The 19157-nt window shown below is 60.5% G+C and carries 16 protein-coding genes; 2 read left to right on the forward strand and 14 right to left on the reverse strand.

Features of this window, described 5'->3' with window-relative positions:
* Positions 1 to 29: 29 nt before the first annotated feature.
* The 3 genes from htpG to LJX93_RS18185 form a co-directional block, all read right to left on the reverse strand.
* A complete protein-coding gene (gene htpG / locus LJX93_RS18175; RefSeq protein ID WP_033699263.1) occupies positions 30 to 1934 on the reverse strand; it encodes a molecular chaperone HtpG in 1905 nt (634 codons plus the stop codon).
* A gap of 69 nt (positions 1935 to 2003) precedes the next feature.
* The gene (locus tag LJX93_RS18180; protein ID WP_033699265.1) at positions 2004 to 2486 is read right to left on the reverse strand and encodes a PaaI family thioesterase; all 483 of its coding nucleotides are present in this window, start codon (positions 2484 to 2486) and stop codon (positions 2004 to 2006) included.
* On the reverse strand, positions 2483 to 2959 hold the full coding sequence (locus LJX93_RS18185; protein WP_033699266.1) for a PaaI family thioesterase: 477 nt from the start codon (positions 2957 to 2959) through the stop codon (positions 2483 to 2485). The genes LJX93_RS18180 and LJX93_RS18185 overlap by 4 nt, the downstream gene beginning before the upstream one ends.
* A gap of 154 nt (positions 2960 to 3113) precedes the next feature.
* Here LJX93_RS18185 and LJX93_RS18190 point away from each other — a divergent pair, with 154 nt between their 5' ends.
* Positions 3114 to 3425, forward strand: a complete 312-nt coding sequence (locus tag LJX93_RS18190) for a hypothetical protein (protein WP_047581273.1) — start codon at positions 3114 to 3116, stop codon at positions 3423 to 3425.
* Between the two features lie 67 nt (positions 3426 to 3492).
* Here the strand turns inward: LJX93_RS18190 and LJX93_RS18195 are convergent, their stop codons facing one another.
* The 11 genes from LJX93_RS18195 to sdhC form a co-directional block, all read right to left on the reverse strand.
* Positions 3493 to 4242 carry a DUF599 domain-containing protein gene (locus LJX93_RS18195; protein WP_033699268.1) on the reverse strand — a complete coding sequence of 250 codons (750 nt, stop codon included), beginning with the start codon at positions 4240 to 4242 and terminating at the stop codon, positions 3493 to 3495.
* A gap of 232 nt (positions 4243 to 4474) precedes the next feature.
* Positions 4475 to 5788, reverse strand: coding sequence for a branched-chain amino acid transport system II carrier protein (brnQ, locus tag LJX93_RS18200; protein ID WP_033699269.1), 1314 nt, complete (start codon positions 5786 to 5788; stop codon positions 4475 to 4477).
* A 396-nt stretch (positions 5789 to 6184) separates the two neighbouring features.
* Entirely contained in the window at positions 6185 to 7069 is an 885-nt protein-coding gene (gene sucD, locus LJX93_RS18205) for a succinate--CoA ligase subunit alpha (RefSeq protein WP_003254203.1), read from the reverse strand.
* Positions 7069 to 8235 (reverse strand): ADP-forming succinate--CoA ligase subunit beta, encoded by a 1167-nt coding sequence (sucC, locus tag LJX93_RS18210; RefSeq protein ID WP_008091914.1) that lies wholly within the window; start codon positions 8233 to 8235, stop codon positions 7069 to 7071. The genes sucD and sucC overlap by 1 nt, the downstream gene beginning before the upstream one ends.
* Positions 8236 to 8407: 172 nt before the next feature.
* The gene (gene lpdA / locus LJX93_RS18215; RefSeq protein ID WP_033699271.1) at positions 8408 to 9844 is read right to left on the reverse strand and encodes a dihydrolipoyl dehydrogenase; all 1437 of its coding nucleotides are present in this window, start codon (positions 9842 to 9844) and stop codon (positions 8408 to 8410) included.
* A 96-nt stretch (positions 9845 to 9940) separates the two neighbouring features.
* Entirely contained in the window at positions 9941 to 11155 is a 1215-nt protein-coding gene (odhB, locus tag LJX93_RS18220) for a 2-oxoglutarate dehydrogenase complex dihydrolipoyllysine-residue succinyltransferase (protein ID WP_033699273.1), read from the reverse strand.
* A 42-nt stretch (positions 11156 to 11197) separates the two neighbouring features.
* Positions 11198 to 14029, reverse strand: coding sequence for a 2-oxoglutarate dehydrogenase E1 component (locus LJX93_RS18225; protein WP_033699274.1), 2832 nt, complete (start codon positions 14027 to 14029; stop codon positions 11198 to 11200).
* 245 nt (positions 14030 to 14274) lie between these two features.
* A complete protein-coding gene (locus LJX93_RS18230) occupies positions 14275 to 14979 on the reverse strand; it encodes a succinate dehydrogenase iron-sulfur subunit (RefSeq protein WP_033699275.1) in 705 nt (234 codons plus the stop codon).
* A gap of 11 nt (positions 14980 to 14990) precedes the next feature.
* Entirely contained in the window at positions 14991 to 16763 is a 1773-nt protein-coding gene (gene sdhA / locus LJX93_RS18235) for a succinate dehydrogenase flavoprotein subunit (RefSeq protein WP_027592875.1), read from the reverse strand.
* Positions 16764 to 16766: 3 nt separating this feature from the next.
* Positions 16767 to 17135: a succinate dehydrogenase, hydrophobic membrane anchor protein gene (sdhD, locus tag LJX93_RS18240; protein ID WP_027592876.1), complete on the reverse strand. Its 369-nt coding sequence runs from the start codon at positions 17133 to 17135 to the stop codon at positions 16767 to 16769.
* A complete protein-coding gene (sdhC, locus tag LJX93_RS18245; RefSeq protein ID WP_077068487.1) occupies positions 17129 to 17515 on the reverse strand; it encodes a succinate dehydrogenase, cytochrome b556 subunit in 387 nt (128 codons plus the stop codon). Before sdhC ends, sdhD begins: the two co-directional genes overlap by 7 nt.
* A gap of 351 nt (positions 17516 to 17866) precedes the next feature.
* On the opposite strand from sdhC, the gene gltA reads away from it, so the two are divergent.
* A complete protein-coding gene (gene gltA, locus LJX93_RS18250) occupies positions 17867 to 19156 on the forward strand; it encodes a citrate synthase (protein ID WP_019472041.1) in 1290 nt (429 codons plus the stop codon).
* Position 19157 lies beyond the last annotated feature (1 nt).

Genomic DNA, 19157 nt, shown 5'->3' on the forward strand with positions numbered 1-19157 from the left:
CGCCGAAGCGGGCTTTCCTAACCTCTAACTCAAGCAGACAGCTCGACCAGAAGCTTGTTCAGGCGACGGACGTAAGCCGCCGGGTCCTTCAGGCTGTCGCCCGCCGCCAGGGCAGCCTGATCGAAGAGGATGTGCGACAGCTCGGCGAAGCGGTCTTCGCTCTGTTCGTGGTCCAGCTTCTCGATCAGCGGGTGGCTCGGGTTGAATTCGAAGATCGGCTTGGAATCCGGCACCTTCTGCCCGCTGGCTTCGAGGATCTGGCGCATCTGCAGGCCCAGGTCCTGTTCGCCGATGGCGAGAATCGCCGGCGAGTCGGTCAGGCGGTGGGAAACGCGTACCTCGGCAACGCTGTCACCCAGCGCGCCTTTCAGGCGCTCGACCAGGCCTTCTTTGTCTTTGGCGACTTCTTCCTGGGCCTTCTTGTCTTCCTCGGAATCCAGCTTGCCCAGGTCCAGGTCGCCACGGGCGACGTCGACGAAGCTCTTGCCGTCGAACTCGTTGAGGTAGCTCATCAGCCACTCATCGATACGGTCGGTCAGCAGCAGGACCTCGATGCCCTTCTTGCGGAAGACTTCCAGGTGCGGGCTGTTCTTGACCTGCGCATAGGTTTCGCCGGTGAGGTAGTAGATCTTGTCCTGGCCTTCCTTGGCGCGGGCCAGGTAATCGGCCAGGGCGACGCTCTGCTCACCGCTGTCGTCATGGGTGGAAGCGAAGCGCAGCAGGCCTGCGATCTTCTCTTTGTTGGCGAAGTCCTCGGCCGGGCCCTCCTTCAGCACTTGGCCGAAGTTTTTCCAGAAGCCCTTGTACTGCTCTGGCTCGTTTTTCGCCAGCTTCTCCAGCATGTCCAGCACGCGCTTGGTCAGCGCGGTCTTCATCGAATCGATGATCGGGTCTTTTTGCAGGATTTCGCGAGAAACGTTCAGCGACAGGTCGTTGGAATCGACCACGCCCTTGATGAAGCGCAGGTACAGCGGCAGGAACGACTCGGCCTGGTCCATGATGAACACGCGCTGCACATACAGCTTCAGGCCACGCGGTGCTTCACGCTGGTACAGGTCGAACGGCGCGCGGGCCGGGACGTACAGCAGCGAGTTGTATTCAAGCTTGCCTTCGACCTTGTTGTGGCTCCAGGCCAGCGGGTTTTCGAAGTCATGGCCGATGTGCTTGTAGAACTCCTGGTATTCCTCGTCCTTGATCTCGGTACGCGGACGGGTCCACAGGGCACTGGCACGGTTGACGGTTTCCCACTCAACGGCTGGCTGCTCCTCGCCTTCTGCAGCTTCCTGCTCTTTAGGCAGTTGGATCGGCAGGGCAATGTGATCGGAGTACTTCTTGACCAGGTTGCGCAGGCGCCAGCCATCGGCGAACTCCTGCTCATCCTTCTTCAGGTGCAGCACGATGCGGGTGCCGCGCTCTGGCTTGTCTACGGTAGCGACTTCGAACTCGCCCTCGCCTTTGGACGACCAGTGCACGCCCTCGGCGGCCGGCTGGCCTGCGCGACGGCTGTAGACGTCGACCTTGTCGGCAACGATGAAGGCCGAATAGAAGCCCACGCCGAACTGACCGATCAGGTGCGAGTCCTTCTTCTGGTCACCGGTGAGGTTCTTCATGAAGTCGGCAGTACCGGACTTGGCAATGGTACCCAGGTGGGTGATGACGTCTTCGCGGCTCATGCCAATGCCGTTGTCGTCGAGCGTGATGGTGCCGGCGTCCTTGTCGAAGCTCAGACGAATGCGCAGATCCGCGTCGCCTTCGAGCAGCTCTGGCTTGGCCAGGGCTTCGAAACGCAGCTTGTCAGCCGCGTCAGAGGCGTTGGAAACCAGCTCACGCAGGAAGATTTCCTTGTTCGAGTACAGCGAATGAATCATGAGGTGCAGCAGCTGCTTTACCTCGGTCTGGAAGCCCAGGGTTTCCTTTTGTGTTTCCACACTCATGGTCTTCAAAACTCCGATCTGATGGCAGTGGGCGCCTGCAGCCGATTCGGCCTGCGTTAATGGCGGATGTCATGCAGATGGGGGCTGCCCAGGCGATTTCAAGGGCTTTTCCGGTTCGATCTTGAAATGTGCCCGGGCGGTGGCGATGGGCGACTGCCGATCACCTTGCCAGGCGGTGATGGCGACGTTGGTCACCCGTCGCCCTTGGCGCCACAGCTGGCACTGGGCGTAGGTGTCGCGAAAGTGCCCGGCGCGCAGGTAGTCGATGGAGAAGTCGATGACCTTGGGAATGCTCGCACTCTCGCTGTAGATCAGCAGGTACAACGCCGCAGACAACTCCATGAACCCTGCGATCACGCCACCATGAATCGCTGGCAGCAAAGGGTTACCAATGTTGTCCGGGTTGGCTGGCAGGCGGAAAAGCAGGTCCTCGCCCTGGCGCTCGCATTCGATGCCGATCAGACCGGCATAGGGGATCAATGCCAGCAACGGCCGGTAGTCGCCCACCGCGTGGGCGGCATTGAGTTGCTGGCGTACGTCTGGCGGGATCATGCGCCACCCTCCTTGAGGCTGTTGCCGAAGCGAATACCGCCCTTGATCTGCGGCCCCAGGCGCATGAACGTTCCCACCACCTGGCAGATGGGCTGGCTGGGGTCGTCCTGGTAGGCGCTGCCGCGGGTGAAGATCACATCACGCGTCACCCGGTAGCACTGGGCATGGCCGTAGATGTCCTTGCCGGCCTCGGCTGTGTGCATGTAGTCGATGCGCAGGTCCAGGGTCGGGCACACTTCAAACTGTGGCAGCGCACACAGGGTGGCCATGCCGCAGGTAGTGTCCATCAGCGTGGTCAGCGCCCCACCATGCACCGCGCCGGTTTGCGGGTTGCCAACGATTGCCGGCGACCACGGCAAGATCAACGTCATGCCCTGCGTATCGGCATGCGCCACGCGCATCTGCAACAACTGACAATGCTTCAAGGCCGACAGAAAACGCTCGGCCATGGCCATCAAGGTTGAATCGCTCATCGGCAAGTTCCAGGGCTGCGGACGCAACGGCATAAAACCGTTAAAAAATCTATGTAGAACGGGGCGTTATATATCTGTAACCTGCGCGGAACTTATTCCGCGTAGTTGTACTCGAAGGAACAAGTCACTTATTCCACCAAGGAGATACACCCCCATGCGTAAACCTTTTGCTTTTGCTCTGATGCTGGCTGCTGCCATGGGCCTGGCCGCTTGCGATAAAGCGAGCGAAGACAAAGCCCAAGACGCACAGCAACACGCCGAGCAAGCCCAGGAAAAAATGGGCGAAGCTCAGGATAAGATGAACGAAGCCGCCAAGGAAAACGCTGAAGCTGCCAAAGATCAGGCCGAAGCGCAGCAGAAGGCCGCCGAAGAAGCCGCTCCGGCAACTCCGGCTCCGGAAGCCGCCCCGGCCACTCCAGCGCCAGAAACCGCGCCTGCTACTCCAGCCGAACCTGCCAAGCAGTAATCGGCTTGTACAAAAAAACCCGACACTGTCGGGTTTTTTTATGCCTGAAGTTTAACGATTAAACGTTTCAGTTTCCGGAAGCCGAGCTCTCCTTGGCGACGTCCACCGGCGCACTTTCCGTGGGTGTGAACACCATCACATCCAGCACATCGGAATGGAACTCACGGCGGTAGAGAATCAATACAACCCCGACACTCATCACCATGAACAACCAGGGGCTGATAAACCAGCTCAACATGGCCATGCCAAAGTAATACGCGCGCAACCCCAAGTTGAACTGGTTGGCCGCCAGCGACAACACCCGCGCGGCGCGCGAGGCAAATGCCTTGCGCTCCAGCTCATTGACCAGGCGCTCGCCAATCATCGGCGCCGACCCTACCAGCACCGCCGCGAAGTTGTACTGACGCATGCACCAGCTGAAGGTGAAGAAGGCATAAACGAAGACCGTCGCCAGGCACAGCAACTTGATTTCCGACATGCCTTGGGACGTCTGCTGCACCAAGGGCAGGTCGGCCAGCAGCGACAGCGCCCTGTCCGAGGCACCGAGTACGGTGAGAATACCCGCAAGAATGATCAAGGTACTTGAGGCGAAAAACGAAGCGTTGCGCTCCAGGTTGCCGATCACGCTGGCATCGGCGATGCGGTTGTCGCGCATCAACATGCGCCGCATCCAGTCTTCGCGGTACAGGTGCAGCACGCTGGCCAGGCAAGCGGTGTCGCGGCCCTTCCAGATGGCATAACGGGTGTAGCCGCCCCAGCAGGCTGCGAACCAGCAGATTGCCAGCAGGTTGTTGAAGTTGCTTTGAATGAAGTTCATGCAGGTTTCCCGAAAGCCAGGTGCACAAAGAATAGAGACCGGGTTTCGACGCCCGCAAGCAGCAAAAGGCACACCACCGCAACGAATAATGCCGCTTCGCGCAACCGTCTGCAAAAACGCCCCAGGCAAACAACAAAAAACCCCGCATCCATTCGGAGACGGGGTTTCAGGTGTAAACCGCTGGCTGGCACCCTGTGGCTTGTGGCCAGTGCAGCCCTCAGGCTTCAACCTATCAGGCCAGCGCCTCGCGCGGCTTGCCCAGCATGCGGTCGTAGATCACGGCCGCGGCCAGGGTCACCACCGACGGCACCAGCCAGGCCAGGCCCTGATCACTCAGCGGCAGGTGAGCGACGGCGTCCGGCAGTACATGCGCCAGGCTGCTGCCTTTGATCGCATCGACGACGCCGAACACCAGCGACACCAGCATGACCGGTGCGAGAATGCGCGTTGGCGAGTTCCACAGGTCTTTGACGAAGCTCAAGCCCACCACCACGATGCACGGCGGGTAGATCGCCGTCAGTACCGGGATCGAGAACATGATCAGCTTGGTCAGGCCCAGGTTGGAGATCAGCAACGAGAAGCCCGCCAAGATCACCACCAGTGCGCGATATGACAGCGGCAGGATCTGGCTGAAGTACTCGGCACAGGCGCAGGTCAGGCCGACCGCGGTCACCAGGCACGCCAACGCGATCAGCACGGCCAGGAAGCCACTGCCGAGCGAGCCAAAGGTATGCTGCACATAGGCATGCAATACGGCCGCACCGTTGGTGGCGTCAGCCGCGATATCGTGGCTGCCCGCCCCCAGGCGGAACAGGCTGATGTACACCAGGGCCAGGCCGACACCGGCGATCAAGCCGGCGATGATGGCATAGCGGGTAATCAGCTTCGGCGATTCGACGCCTCGCGAGCGGATGGCATTGACGATGACGATACCGAACACCAGCGCGCCCAGGGTATCCATGGTCAGGTAACCATCGGAGAAGCCCTTGGAGAACGCCGCAGCCGCATAAGCAGGTTGCGCTTCACCGATGGTGCCGGCCGGCAGCGCGAACGCGGCGATACCCAGCACCGCCAAGGCGATGATCTTCAGCGGCGCGAGGAAGCGCCCCACGGTATCGAGCAGCTTGCCCGGATACATGGACACCGCCAGCACCACGATGAAGTACACCAGGCTGTAGAGGAACAGCGCCAACGGGCTTTCGCCGGTCAACGGTGCCACACCGACCTCGAACGACACGGTCGCGGTACGCGGCGTCGCGAACAGCGGGCCGACCGACAAGTAGCACACGGCCGCCAACAGGCCACCGAAGAACTTGCCGATCGGGCTGCTCAGGGCATCCATGCCGCCACCGACCTTGGCCAGCGCGACCACGGTGATGACCGGTAGGCCCACGGCGGTCACCAGGAAGCCCAAGGCAGCCATCCACACGTGCGGGCCAGACTGCAGACCGACGATAGGCGGGAAGATGATATTGCCGGCGCCTACGAAAAGCGCAAACGTCATAAAGCCAAGCGCCAGGATATCCTGGCCTTTTAAAACTTTCATTTGAGGTAGTACCACACTGCTGAAATCGGGATTCGAGAAGGGATTTCCCCATGGATGAGGGAAATGCTGCCCGGCTTGATGAGCCAGACCCGTTTAGCGTGTCGTTCCCTTTTGGGGGACGGGCACAGAGTGAACGCGTAGATTAACTGTTTTGACAGTCAAACGCACTGGCACAGTGCTGCTTGTCCGATGTGCGTATGTGTTTGTCGTCTGTGCGACCGGGGACGGTGCAATTATCTCAGGGATCGGAAAAACGTCTTTGTGAAAATTCCTATCATACCCATCGAAAATTCCTAGTTGTCTGTTCCGGCCTCTTCGCGGGGCAAAAAAACACAATGTTGATAACGACAAAGGCCACCCGAAGGTGGCCTCTGTGCGCGTGGGGGGTAAAGCGTATTACTTCTTGGCTTCCCAGCCAGTCAGCTCGGCCAGGGCCTTGCCGATGTCGGCCAGCGAACGCACGGTTTTAACACCTGCGTCCTGCAGCGCAGCGAACTTCTCGTCCGCAGTGCCTTTGCCGCCAGAGATGATGGCGCCAGCATGGCCCATGCGCTTGCCCGCAGGTGCGGTAACACCGGCGATGTAGGAAACGACAGGCTTGGTGACGTGGGCCTTGATGTAGGCCGCGGCTTCTTCTTCAGCCGAACCGCCGATCTCGCCGATCATGACGATCGCTTCGGTCTTCGGGTCTTCCTGGAACAGCTTCAGGATGTCGATGAAGTTGGAGCCTGGGATCGGGTCACCGCCGATGCCGACGCAGGTCGACTGGCCGAAGCCGGCGTCGGTGGTCTGCTTGACCGCTTCATAGGTCAGGGTGCCGGAACGCGAAACGATACCGACTTTGCCTGGCAGGTGGATGTGGCCTGGCATGATGCCGATCTTGCACTCGCCCGGGGTGATGACACCTGGGCAGTTAGGGCCGATCAGGGTAACGCCCAGTTCGTCGCACTTGACCTTGGCATCCAGCATGTCCAGGGTAGGAATGCCTTCGGTGATGCAGACGATCAGCTTGATGCCGCCGAAGGCAGCTTCCAGGATCGAGTCTTTGCAGAACGGAGCCGGAACGTAGATGACCGAAGCATCAGCGCCGGTCGCTTCCACGGCTTCCTTGACGGTGTTGAACACCGGCAGGCCCAGGTGGGTGGTGCCACCCTTGCCTGGAGTAACGCCGCCGACCATCTTGGTGCCGTAGGCGATGGCTTGTTCGGAGTGGAAAGTACCCTGCGAGCCGGTGAAGCCCTGGCAGATGACTTTGGTGTCTTTATTGATCAGGACGCTCATTACTTGCCCTCCGCAGCTTTGACAACTTGTTGAGCAGCGTCGGTCAGGCTGGTTGCCGCAATGATGTTCAAACCGCTTTCTGCCAGTACTTTAGCGCCCAGTTCGGCGTTGTTGCCTTCGAGGCGAACGACAACCGGAACTTTAACGCCGACTTCTTTCACTGCACCGATGATGCCTTCGGCAATCATGTCGCAGCGAACGATGCCGCCGAAGATGTTGACCAGAACGGCCGCGACATTGCTGTCGGACAGAATGATCTTGAACGCTTCGGTAACGCGCTCTTTGGTAGCACCGCCGCCAACGTCGAGGAAGTTGGCTGGCTTGCCACCATGCAGGTTGACGATGTCCATGGTACCCATGGCCAGGCCAGCACCGTTGACCATGCAGCCGATGTTGCCTTCCAGGGCCACGTAGTTCAGCTCGAAGCTGGCAGCGTGGGCTTCACGAGGATCGTCCTGCGACGGGTCGTGGAAGGTTTTCAGCTTAGGCTGGCGGTACATGGCGTTTGCGTCGATGTTGATCTTCGCATCCAGGCAGTGCAGGTCGCCGTCGGCCTTGATGACCAGCGGGTTGACTTCCAGCAGGGCCAGGTCGTGTTCTTTGAACAGCTTGGCCAGGCCTACGAAAATCTTGGCGAACTGTGCAACTTGCTTGCCTTCCAGACCCAGCTGGAATGCCAGTTCACGACCCTGGAACGGCTGTGCGCCGACCAGTGGATCGATAGTAGCCTTGATGATCTTCTCAGGAGTTTCGTGAGCAACTTTCTCGATGTCCACGCCACCTTCGGTGGAGGCCATGAACACGATGCGGCGGCTCGAGCGATCGACTACAGCGCCCAAGTACAGCTCTTTGGCGATGTCAGTGCAGGACTCGACCAGGATCTTGGTCACTGGCTGACCGTTGGCGTCGGTCTGGTAGGTTACCAGGCGCTTGCCCAACCATTGCGCAGCGAACGCCTTGGCGTCTTCCTTGCTGCGAACCAGCTTGACGCCGCCCGCTTTACCGCGACCACCTGCGTGAACCTGGGCTTTTACAACCCACTCGGAACCGCCGATCTTGTCGCAAGCTTCTGCTGCAGCTTCAGGGGTATCGACAGCGAAACCCTTGGATACTGGCAGGCCGTATTCAGCGAACAGCTGCTTACCCTGATACTCGTGAAGATTCATGCTTTTTACCGTCTTCGTTAGGTACTGCGCTTCGGCGCTGCGCCATTACTGGCGCCGCACCACCTGTGACCGTTGACCCCGGGTTATCCCGTGTAGTCCGATCCGGCGAACTTTCCGCGGTGAGTCATGCACGCAAGACTCACGACGGGCAGCCCGCCGTGGTTTCTTATAATTAACGCTTCTTACGGTTGGCTACGTGAATGGCGCCGCCATTCACTGCCAGCGCTGCTTCATGCAACGCTTCGGACAGGGTTGGATGGCTGAAGACCATCATGCCCAGATCCTCGGCACTGGTGCCGAATTCCATTGCGATTGCGCCCTGCTGTACCAGCTCGGCAGCGGATGGGCCAATCACGTGCACACCCAGTACGCGGTCGGTCTTGGCATCGGCGATGACCTTGACGAAACCACCGGTGTCGTTGGCCGCCATCGCACGGCCGCTGGCCGCGAACGGGAAGGTGCCTACGTTAACCTCAACACCCTCGGCCTTCAAGGACTGTTCGGTCTTGCCGACCCACGCGATTTCCGGATGGGTGTAGATAACCGATGGGATCAGGTCGTAGTTCATCTGGGCCTTGTGGCCTTTGATGCGCTCGACAACCATGATGCCCTCTTCCGAGGCCTTGTGCGCCAGCATCATGCCGCGAACCACGTCACCGATGGCGAACACGCCCGGAACGCTGGTAGCGCAGTGATCGTCAACGAAGATGTAGCCACGCTCGTCGATGGTCACGCCGCTGTCCGAAGCCAGCAGATCAGTGGTCACTGGACGACGGCCGACCGCGACGATCAGCTTGTCGAAGGTGATCTTCTGCTCGCCGTTGGCATCGGTGTAGGTGACTTCGACTTCGTTGCCATTGACTTTCGAGCCAGTGACGCGCGCGCCCAGCTTGATGTCCAGGCCTTGCTTGGTCAGGGTCTTCTGGGCTTCTTTCGACACTGCGGTGTCGGCAGCCATCAGGAAGGTGTCCAGGGCTTCCAGGACGGTGACCTGGGCACCCAGGCGCGACCATACCGAACCCAGCTCCAGACCGATGACGCCGGCGCCGATCACGCCCAGACGCTGTGGCACGGTCTGGAATTCCAGGGCGCCGGTGGAGTCGACGATGACGTTCTGGTCGACCGGAGCCGGCGGAATGTCGATCGGACGCGAACCGGAGGCCAGGATCACGTTCTCGGCTTCGATGATTTCGGTGGTGCCGTCAGCCTTGGTGACTTCGACTTTCTTGCCAGCCAGCAGTTTGCCGTGGCCCTGGATCGAAGTAACGCCATTGGCCTTGAACAGGGTGGCAACGCCGCCGGTCAGGTTCTTGACGATACCCGCCTTGCGGCCGACCATCGCGGCAACGTCCATCTTCACTTCGCCAGTGGAGATACCGTGGACGTTGAAGCTCTCTTTGGCTTCCTTGTACTTCCAGGAGCTGTCCAGCAGCGCCTTGGACGGAATGCAACCTACGTTCAGGCAGGTGCCGCCCAGGGCCAGTTTGCCCTCGGCGTCGGTGTATTTCTCGATACAGGCAGTCTTCAGACCAAGTTGGGCAGCCTTGATGGCAGCCACATAGCCGCCAGGACCTGCACCAATCACCACTACGTCGAATTTCTGGGTCATAAAAGATTCCTTTTTAGCTTCAAGCGGCACGCTGCAAGCCGCAAGACCAGCAGGCTTCGGCTTGAAGCGTGCGGCTTGCAGCTTACAGCTGCGCGATTAGATGTCCAGCAGCAGGCGAGACGGATCTTCCAGCAGGTTCTTGATGGTGACCAGGAAGGTTACCGCTTCCTTGCCGTCGATCAGGCGGTGATCGTACGACAGCGCCAGGTACATCATTGGGCGGATGACCACTTGGCCGTTGATGGCCATCGGGCGCTGGATGATGTTGTGCATGCCGAGAATGGCAGCCTGTGGCGGGTTGACGATCGGGGTCGACATCATCGAACCGAAGGTGCCACCGTTGGTGATGGTGAAGGTGCCGCCGGTCATCTCTTCGATCGACAGCTTGCCGTCACGGGCCTTCTTGCCAAAGGTGGCGATGCCGTTCTCGATTTCAGCCAGGCTCATCGACTCGGCGTTACGCAGTACTGGAACCACCAGGCCACGGTCGCTGGAGACGGCAACGCCGACGTCGGCGAAGCCGTGGTAGACGATGTCGTTGCCGTCGATCGAGGCGTTGACAGCCGGGAAGCGCTTCAGGGCTTCGGTGGCGGCCTTGACGAAGAACGACATGAAGCCCAGGCGTACGCCGTTGTGGGTCTTCTCGAACAGGTCCTTGTACTTCGAACGCAGGGCCATGACTTCGGTCATGTCGACTTCGTTGAAGGTGGTCAGCATCGCCATGTTGGACTGGGCTTCGACCAGACGCTCGGCGATCTTGGCACGCAGACGGGTCATCGGCACGCGCTTCTCGGTGCGATCACCAGCGGCGGTCACAACCGGGGCAGCAGCGGCAGGCTTGGCAGCCGGTGCTGCGGCAGGGGCCGACTTCTTGTTGGCGACTGCAGCAACCACGTCTTCCTTGGTAACGCGACCGCCTTTGCCGGTGCCAGCAACGGTAGCCAGGTCGATACCGTTTTCTTCGGCCAGCTTGCGCGCGGCAGGCGCGGCAACCGGGTCGTCTTCGCCAGCATCGGCGGCAGCGGCAGCCGGGGCAGCAGCGGCTGGGGCAGCGGCAGGCGCGGCAGCAGCGCCACCTTCAACGATCGAACCCAGCACTTCGTCGGACAGGACGGTGTCGCCCTCGCCCTTGACGATGTCACCCATCACGCCATCGGCGGTGGCCAGGACTTCCAGGACGACTTTGTCGGTCTCGATGTCGACGATCAGCTCGTCACGTTTGACGGCTTCGCCCGGCTTCTTGTGCCAGGTGGCAACGGTGCCATCGGCAACCGATTCCGGGAAGGTTGGGGCTTTGATCTCGATAGCCATTATCTGTGTTTCCTTAAATTCGGTTTCAGGTGCGCGAAGGCGTTAGACAGTGAAGGCGTCTTGCAGCAGTTTTTCCTGCTGTTCGGCGTGCTTCGAAGCGTAACCACAGGCTGGCGCGGCAGAAGCGTCGCGGCCGGCGTATTCCAGGACCAGTGCCTTGTTGTGGCGGCCCAGGATACGGCGCATGTGGTGCTGGCTGCTGTACCAGGCGCCCTGGTTCATCGGTTCTTCCTGACACCAGACGGCATGCTTGAGGTTGGTGTATGGCGCCAGGATTTCGACCAGGTCGTCTTCCGGGAACGGATACAACTGCTCGATACGCACGATCGCGATGTCTTCACGGCCTTCGGCACGGCGTTTTTCCAGCAGGTCGTAGTAGACCTTGCCGCTGCACAGGACCAGGCGTTCGACCTTGGCCGGATCGAGGTTGTCGATTTCCGGGATCACGGTCTGGAACGAACCTTCTGCCAGGTCTTCCAGGGTCGAGATGGCCAGCTTGTGGCGCAGCAGCGACTTCGGCGTCAGGACGATCAGCGGCTTGCGCAGCGGACGGATGACCTGGCGACGCAGCAGGTGGTAGATCTGTGCCGGGGTAGTCGGTACGCACACCTGGATGTTGTGCTCGGCGCACAGCTGCAGGTAACGCTCCAGACGCGCGGACGAGTGCTCCGGCCCCTGCCCTTCGTAGCCGTGTGGCAGCAGCATGGTCAGACCGCACAGGCGGCCCCACTTGTGCTCACCGCTGGTGATGAACTGGTCGATCACCACTTGCGCACCGTTGGCGAAGTCGCCGAACTGGGCTTCCCAGATCACCAGCGCGTTCGGCGTGGTGGTCGAGTAGCCGTATTCGAAGGCCAGTACCGCTTCTTCCGAAAGGAAGGAGTCGTACAGGTCGAAGCGCGGCTGGCCCGGGAACAGGTTCTGCAGCGGTACGTAGGTGCTGGCGTCCTTCTGGTTGTGCAACACCGCGTGGCGGTGCGAGAAGGTGCCGCGGCCGATGTCCTGGCCGGTCATGCGGATCGGGTGACCTTCGAATTGCAGGGTGGCGTAAGCCATGGTCTCTGCGTAACCCCAGTTGATCGGCAAGCCACCGGCCTGCATCTTCTGGCGATCTTCGTAGATCTTCGACACCTGACGCTGGACGACGAAGCCTTCCGGCAGCTCGAGCAGCTTGGCCGACAGGTCCTGCAGGGTCTTGAGGTCGAAACGGGTGTCGTGACGCGCGGTCCAGGCGTGGCCCAGGTACGGACGCCAGTCGACGAACAGCTCGCGGTTCGGCTCCTTGACCAGGCTCTTGACCACGTGCAGGCCGTTGTCCAGGGCGTTGCGGTACTCGTCGATCTTGGCCTGAGCACGCTCGGCGTCGATGCGACCGGCCTGGATCAGTGCCTCGGCATACAGCTCACGGGTGGTGCGCTGTTTGCTGATCTGCTGATACATCAGCGGCTGGGTACCGTTCGGCTCGTCGGCCTCGTTGTGGCCGCGACGGCGGTAGCAGACCAGGTCGACGACCACGTCACGCTTGAACTGCATGCGGTAATCAATGGCCAGCTGGGTCACGAACAGCACGGCTTCCGGGTCATCCCCGTTGACGTGCAGGATCGGCGCCTGAATCATCTTGGCAACGTCGGTGGCGTACTCGGTGGAGCGCGCATCCAGCGGGTTGCTGATGGTGAAACCGACCTGGTTGTTGATCACGATGTGCACGGTACCGCCGGTCTTGAAACCGCGGGTCTGCGACATCTGGAAGGTTTCCAGGACCACGCCCTGGCCGGCGAATGCCGCATCACCGTGAATCGAGATCGGCAGTACCTTGTCGCCAACGGTGTCGTTGCGACGGTCCTGACGGGCGCGCACCGAACCCTCGACCACTGGCGAGACGATTTCCAGGTGGGACGGGTTGAACGCCATGGCCAGGTGAACTTCGCCACCGGTGGTCATCACGTTCGAAGAGAAGCCCTGGTGATACTTGACGTCACCGGAGCCCAGCTCGTTCATCTTCTTGCCTTCGAACTCGTCGAACAGCTCGCGCGGGTTCTTGCCGAAGGTGTTGACCAGCACGTTCAGACGGCCACGGTGGGCCATGCCGATCACGACTTCCTTGGTGCCGTAGGAGCCGGAGCGCTGGATCATCTCGTCCAGCATCGGGATCAGGCTTTCGCCACCCTCCAGGCCGAAACGCTTGGTGCCCGGATACTTGGTGCCCAGGTACTTCTCAAGCCCTTCACCGGCGGTCACGCGCTCGAGCAGGTGGGCCTGCACGTCAGCGGAAAACTCCGGACGGCCGCGCACGCTTTCGAGACGCTGCTGGAACCAGCTGCGCTGCTCGGAATCGACGATATGGGTGAACTCGGCGCCAATGGTGCGACAATATGTCTTCTGGAGCGCCTCGAAGATCTCGCGTAGGCTCGCTTCCTCTTTGCCGATGAACAGGTCGCCGGCACGGAAGGTCGTATCAAGATCGGCATTGGTCAAGCCGTAGTGATTGATCGACAGGTCTACGGGCGCAGGGCGCTGCCACAACCCCAACGGGTCGAGCTTGGCAGCCTGATGACCGCGCATACGATAGGCCTGGATCAGTCGCAGAACTTCAACCTGCTTCTTCTCGTGTTCACTGCTCACGCTCCCGGCGGATACCGGTTGGGCGCGGCGCTGGTTCTTTGCCAGCAGTACGAAATGGTCGCGGATTGTAGAGTGCGATACATCGGTAGCGGTGCTGCCGTCGGCTGGCAACTTCTGGAAGTAAGTGCGCCACTCTTCTGGCACAGCGTTAGGGTCGTGCAGGTAGAGTTCGTAGAGCTCTTCCACATATGCAGCGTTACCACCTGAAAGGTGGGCGCTTTCCCACATGCGCTGCATCACGCTTTCTTGCATGCTTGGTCACCCTCGGTTAGGGGACGATCGGCGAGAGCCACAGCAAACCTGGAAAAGTCCGAACACAGCGACTGAACCACGCCACTTGGATCCTGCTGATTTTCCGGGTACCAGCCCGGAAAGCCCCTGCTGGTCTCATATCTTCATAGGTAATGAGCGCGGGCTTTGTGGGCCCTTGCTCGAGTTTTACCTCAGTGCGGGCTCACCACCCGCACCTCGGCTTACTGCAGGTACAACTCGATGAATCAGGTGCCGCTTTGCAGCAGCATGTTACGTACGTGACCGATTGCCTTGGTCGGGTTCAGACCTTTCGGGCAAACGTTTACGCAGTTCATGATCCCGCGGCAGCGGAATACGCTGAACGGGTCATCCAGGGACGCCAGGCGCTCCTGAGTCTTGGTGTCACGGCTGTCGGCCAGGAAGCGATAGGCCTGCAGCAAAGCAGCGGGGCCCAGGAACTTGTCCGGGTTCCACCAGAACGATGGGCAGGAAGTCGAGCAGCAAGCGCACAGAATGCACTCGTACAGACCGTCCAGCTTGTCACGCTCTTCTGGCGACTGCAGACGCTCGATGGCCGGAGGCGGCGTATCGTTCTGCAGGAATGGCTTCACCTTCTCGTACTGCTTGTAGAAGATGCTCATGTCGACGACCAGGTCACGAATGACCGGCAGGCCCGGCAGCGGGCGCAGCACCAGCTTGTTGCCCTTGACCACGCCCGACAGCGGGGTGATGCAGGCCAGGCCATTCTTGCCGTTCATGTTCATGCCATCGGAACCGCACACGCCTTCACGGCACGAGCGACGGTACGAGAAACCCTCGTCCTTTTCCTTGATCAGTGCCAGCACGTCCAGAACCATCAGGTCCTTGCCGCCGGTATCGACGTCGAACGACTCCATCTTGGGCGCCGAGTCGGTGTCGGGGTTGTAACGGTAAACTTCGACTTTCAACATAGCAGCCACCCTTAGTAAGTCCGGATTTTTGGCTCGAAGGCCGGTACGGTCTTCGGCGCAAAGTTGACGCCACGCTTGGCAACGCGCTTCTCACCCGGGTAGTACAGGGTGTGGCACAGCCAGTTCTCGTCGTCACGGTCTTCGAAGTCTTCACGGGCGTGAGCGCCGCGCGACTCTTTACGGGCTTCGGCCGCAATGGCGGTAGCTTCGGCAACTTCCAGCAGGTTCTGCAGCTCCAGCGCTTCGATACGCGCGGTGTTGAAGGCCTGGGACTTGTCGTTGATCTTCACGTTGGCGATGCGGTCACGCAGGCCCGCCAGCTGCTCGATACCCTTCTGCATGTATTCGCCAGTACGGAATACACCGAAGTAGTTCTGCATGCAGCTTTGCAGCTCGCGCTTGAGGCTTGCCACGTCTTCGCCAGTGGTGCGCTCGTTGAGCTTGTTCAGGCGGTTCAGGGCAACGTCGACATCGGTATCGCTGGCATCGCGGTACTCGACGCCTTCGGTCAGCGCCTTCTCCAGGTGCAGGCCGGCAGCACGGCCAAACACTACCAGGTCGAGCAGCGAGTTGCCGCCCAGGCGGTTGGCACCGTGGACCGATACGCACGCCACTTCACCTACGGCGAACAGGCCCGGGATGATGTGGTCCTTGCCTTCGGCGTCCATGGTGATGGCCTGGCCATGAATGTTGGTGGCAACACCACCCATCATGTAGTGGCAGGTCGGTACGACCGGCACCGGCGCGACAACCGGGTCGACGTGGGCGAAGGTCTTGGACAGTTCGCAGATACCTGGCAGACGGCTGTGCAGCACTTCCTCGCCCAGGTGGTCCAGCTTCAGCAGTACGTGGTCCTTGTTCGGGCCCACGCCGTTGCCGGCGATGATCTCTTTGACCATGGAACGGGCAACCACGTCGCGGCCGGCCAGGTCTTTCGCGTTCGGCGCGTAACGCTCCATGAAGCGCTCGCCGTGGGCGTTGATCAGGTAGCCACCTTCACCGCGGCAACCCTCGGTGACCAGTACACCGGCGCCGGCGATGCCGGTTGGGTGGAACTGCCACATTTCGATGTCCTGCACCGGCACGCCGGCACGCAGGGCCATGCCGACACCGTCACCGGTGTTGATCAGGGCGTTGGTGGTCGAGGCGTAGATACGGCCCGCACCGCCAGTAGCCAGAACGGTGGCCTTGGACTTGATGTACAGGGTTTCGCCGGTTTCGATGCAGATCGCGATCACACCGACGAACGCGCCGTCCTGGTTCTTCACCAGGTCAACCGCGTAGTACTCGTTCAGGAAGGTGGTGCCCGCTTTCAGGTTGCCCTGATAGAGGGTGTGCAGCAGTGCGTGACCGGTACGGTCGGACGCTGCACAGGTACGAGCAGCCTGGCCGCCTTTGCCGAAGTCCTTGGACTGGCCACCGAACGGACGCTGGTAGATACGGCCGGTTTCGGTGCGCGAGAACGGCAGGCCCATGTGGTCCAGCTCGAAGACCGCAGCCGGGCCTTCCTGACACATGTATTCGATAGCGTCCTGGTCACCGATGTAGTCGGAACCTTTGACGGTATCGTACATGTGCCAGCGCCAGTCGTCGTTCGGGTCGGCCGAAGCGATGGCGCAGGTGATGCCGCCCTGGGCGGATACAGTGTGCGAACGGGTCGGGAAGACCTTGGTGACCACGGCAGTCTTGTGACCGCCCTGTGCCAGCTGCAGCGCTGCGCGCATGCCGGCGCCGCCGCCACCAATGATGATGGCGTCGAAGGAAATAGTAGGAATGCTAGCCATGGATCAGATACCCCAGAGAATCTGCACACCCCAGACGAAGTAAGCGAACATCGCAACGCCGCATACCGCCTGGAACAGGAAACGAATCGCAGTTGCCGACTTGCCGAACGCCATCGGCGTCAGGTAGTCGGTGGCAATGGTCCACATGCCGACCCAGGCGTGAGCGCCCAGGGCAACGAGGGCCAGCAGACTGAAGATCCGCATCGCGTTGTTGGAGAACAGACCGTGCCACTGGGCATAGTCGATACCTGGGTGGGCTACGACGTAACCGATCAGGAAGAGGAAGTAAGCCGCGAGAACGACCGCAGAGACGCGCTGTGCCATCCAGTCATAGAGGCCCGAACGCGACAGGTTCGTGACATTGGTTACCATACCCAAACTCCCACCAGAACGATCACCACCACGGAGATGACAATCACGATTTTCGAGCCCAGCTTGCCGCCTTCCAGCGTCTCACCGATGCCCATGTCCATGATCAGGTGGCGTACACCTGCCACCAGGTGATACAGCAGGGCGGACAGCAGGGCCCAGGTCACCAGTTTGGCCAGCGGACTGGTCAGACACGCCTTCACCTCACCGAAGCCTTCCTCGGAACCCAGGGACTTGCCCAATGCATAAAGCATGATGGCCAGGCCGAGGAACAGGATGACGCCGGAGATACGGTGCAGAATGGACGTGTACGCGGTGATCGGGAGCTTGATGGTCCTTAGGTCTAGGTTTACAGGTCGTTGGCTTTTCACGGCTTTTTTCACACTGAAGAGCCCCTAGCGAACAGGGCAAAGTTGTTGGTAAGTGTACTGGTCAGGTACCCACCACCCAGGGAACGGCGACCCCCAGCAGTTCGGGCTTGCAAGCCCCTGGCGGTCGGGTGCCGAGTATAGACAGTTAGGCTGCTTATGACAACGTGATGGGGTAGCCCAAATAGCGCATTGCCTTTAGCCAGCAAAAGGCGTAAATGGGCGACAATTTCGAGAAAAATCAGGCCTCGAAGCCCGTTTCAACCAGCCTTTAGGCAAATTGACATCTGAATTTATCCCTCTATAGTGGTGCGGGCCCTGCGTGGGGGGTCTGTCTGATGATTTCAAGCATTAATAGGAGGCCACATGGCTGACAAAAAAGCGCAGTTGGTCATCGAGGGCGCTGCCCCCGTCGAGCTGCCCATTTTAACCGGCACCGTTGGTCCTGATGTAATCGACGTCCGCGGGTTGGGGGCCACAGGTCACTTCACCTTCGACCCTGGTTTCATGGCGACCGCCTCGTGCGAGTCGAAGATCACCTACATCGACGGCGACAAGGGTATTCTGCTGCACCGCGGCTACCCGATCGAACAGCTCGCCGAGCAGTCGGACTACCTCGAAACCTGCTACCTGCTGCTCAACGGCGAATTGCCGAATGCCGAGCAGAAGGCTCAGTTCGTCAGCACCGTGAAGAACCACACCATGGTTCACGAGCAGCTGAAGTCCTTCTTCAACGGTTTCCGCCGCGACGCTCACCCGATGGCGGTGATGTGCGGCGTGGTCGGCGCCCTGTCGGCGTTCTACCACGACTCCCTGGACATCAATAACCCGCAACACCGCGAAATCTCCGCGGTGCGCCTGGTCGCCAAAATGCCGACCCTGGCCGCGATGGTTTACAAGTACTCCATGGGCCAGCCGATGATGTACCCGCGCAACGACCTGTCGTACGCGGAAAACTTCCTGCACATGATGTTCAACACCCCGTGCGAGATCAAACCGATCAGCCCGGTGCTGGCCAAGGCAATGGACCGGATCTTCATCCTCCACGCCGACCACGAGCAGAACGCCTCCACCTCCACCGTGCGCCTGGCCGGCTCGTCGGGCGCCAACCCGTTCGCCTGTATCGCCGCCGGTATCGCTGCACTGTGGGGCCCTGCCCACGGCGGTGCGAACGAAGCCGTACTGACCATGCTCGATGAAATCGGCGATGTCTCGAACATCGACACCTTCATCGCCAAGGCCAAGGACAAGAACGACCCGTTCAAGCTCATGGGCTTCGGTCACCGCGTGTACAAGAACCGCGACCCGCGCGCCACCGTGATGAAGCAGACCTGCGACGAAGTCCTGCGCGAGCTGGGCATCAAGAACGACCCGCAGCTGGAACTGGCCATGCGCCTGGAAGAGATCGCCCTGACCGATCCGTACTTCATCGAGCGCTCGCTGTACCCGAACGTCGACTTCTACTCGGGGATCATCCTCAAGGCGATCGGCATTCCGACCAGCATGTTCACCGTGATCTTCGCCCTGGCACGTACTGTAGGCTGGATCTCGCACTGGAAAGAAATGCTCTCCAGCCCGTACAAGATTGGCCGCCCGCGCCAGCTGTACACCGGCGAGCAGAAGCGCGACATCGCTGCACTGAAAGACCGCAAGTAAG

The sequence above is a fragment of the Pseudomonas sp. HN2-3 genome (assembly GCF_020691745.1).
Classification (GTDB): Bacteria; Pseudomonadota; Gammaproteobacteria; order Pseudomonadales; family Pseudomonadaceae; genus Aquipseudomonas; species Aquipseudomonas capeferrum.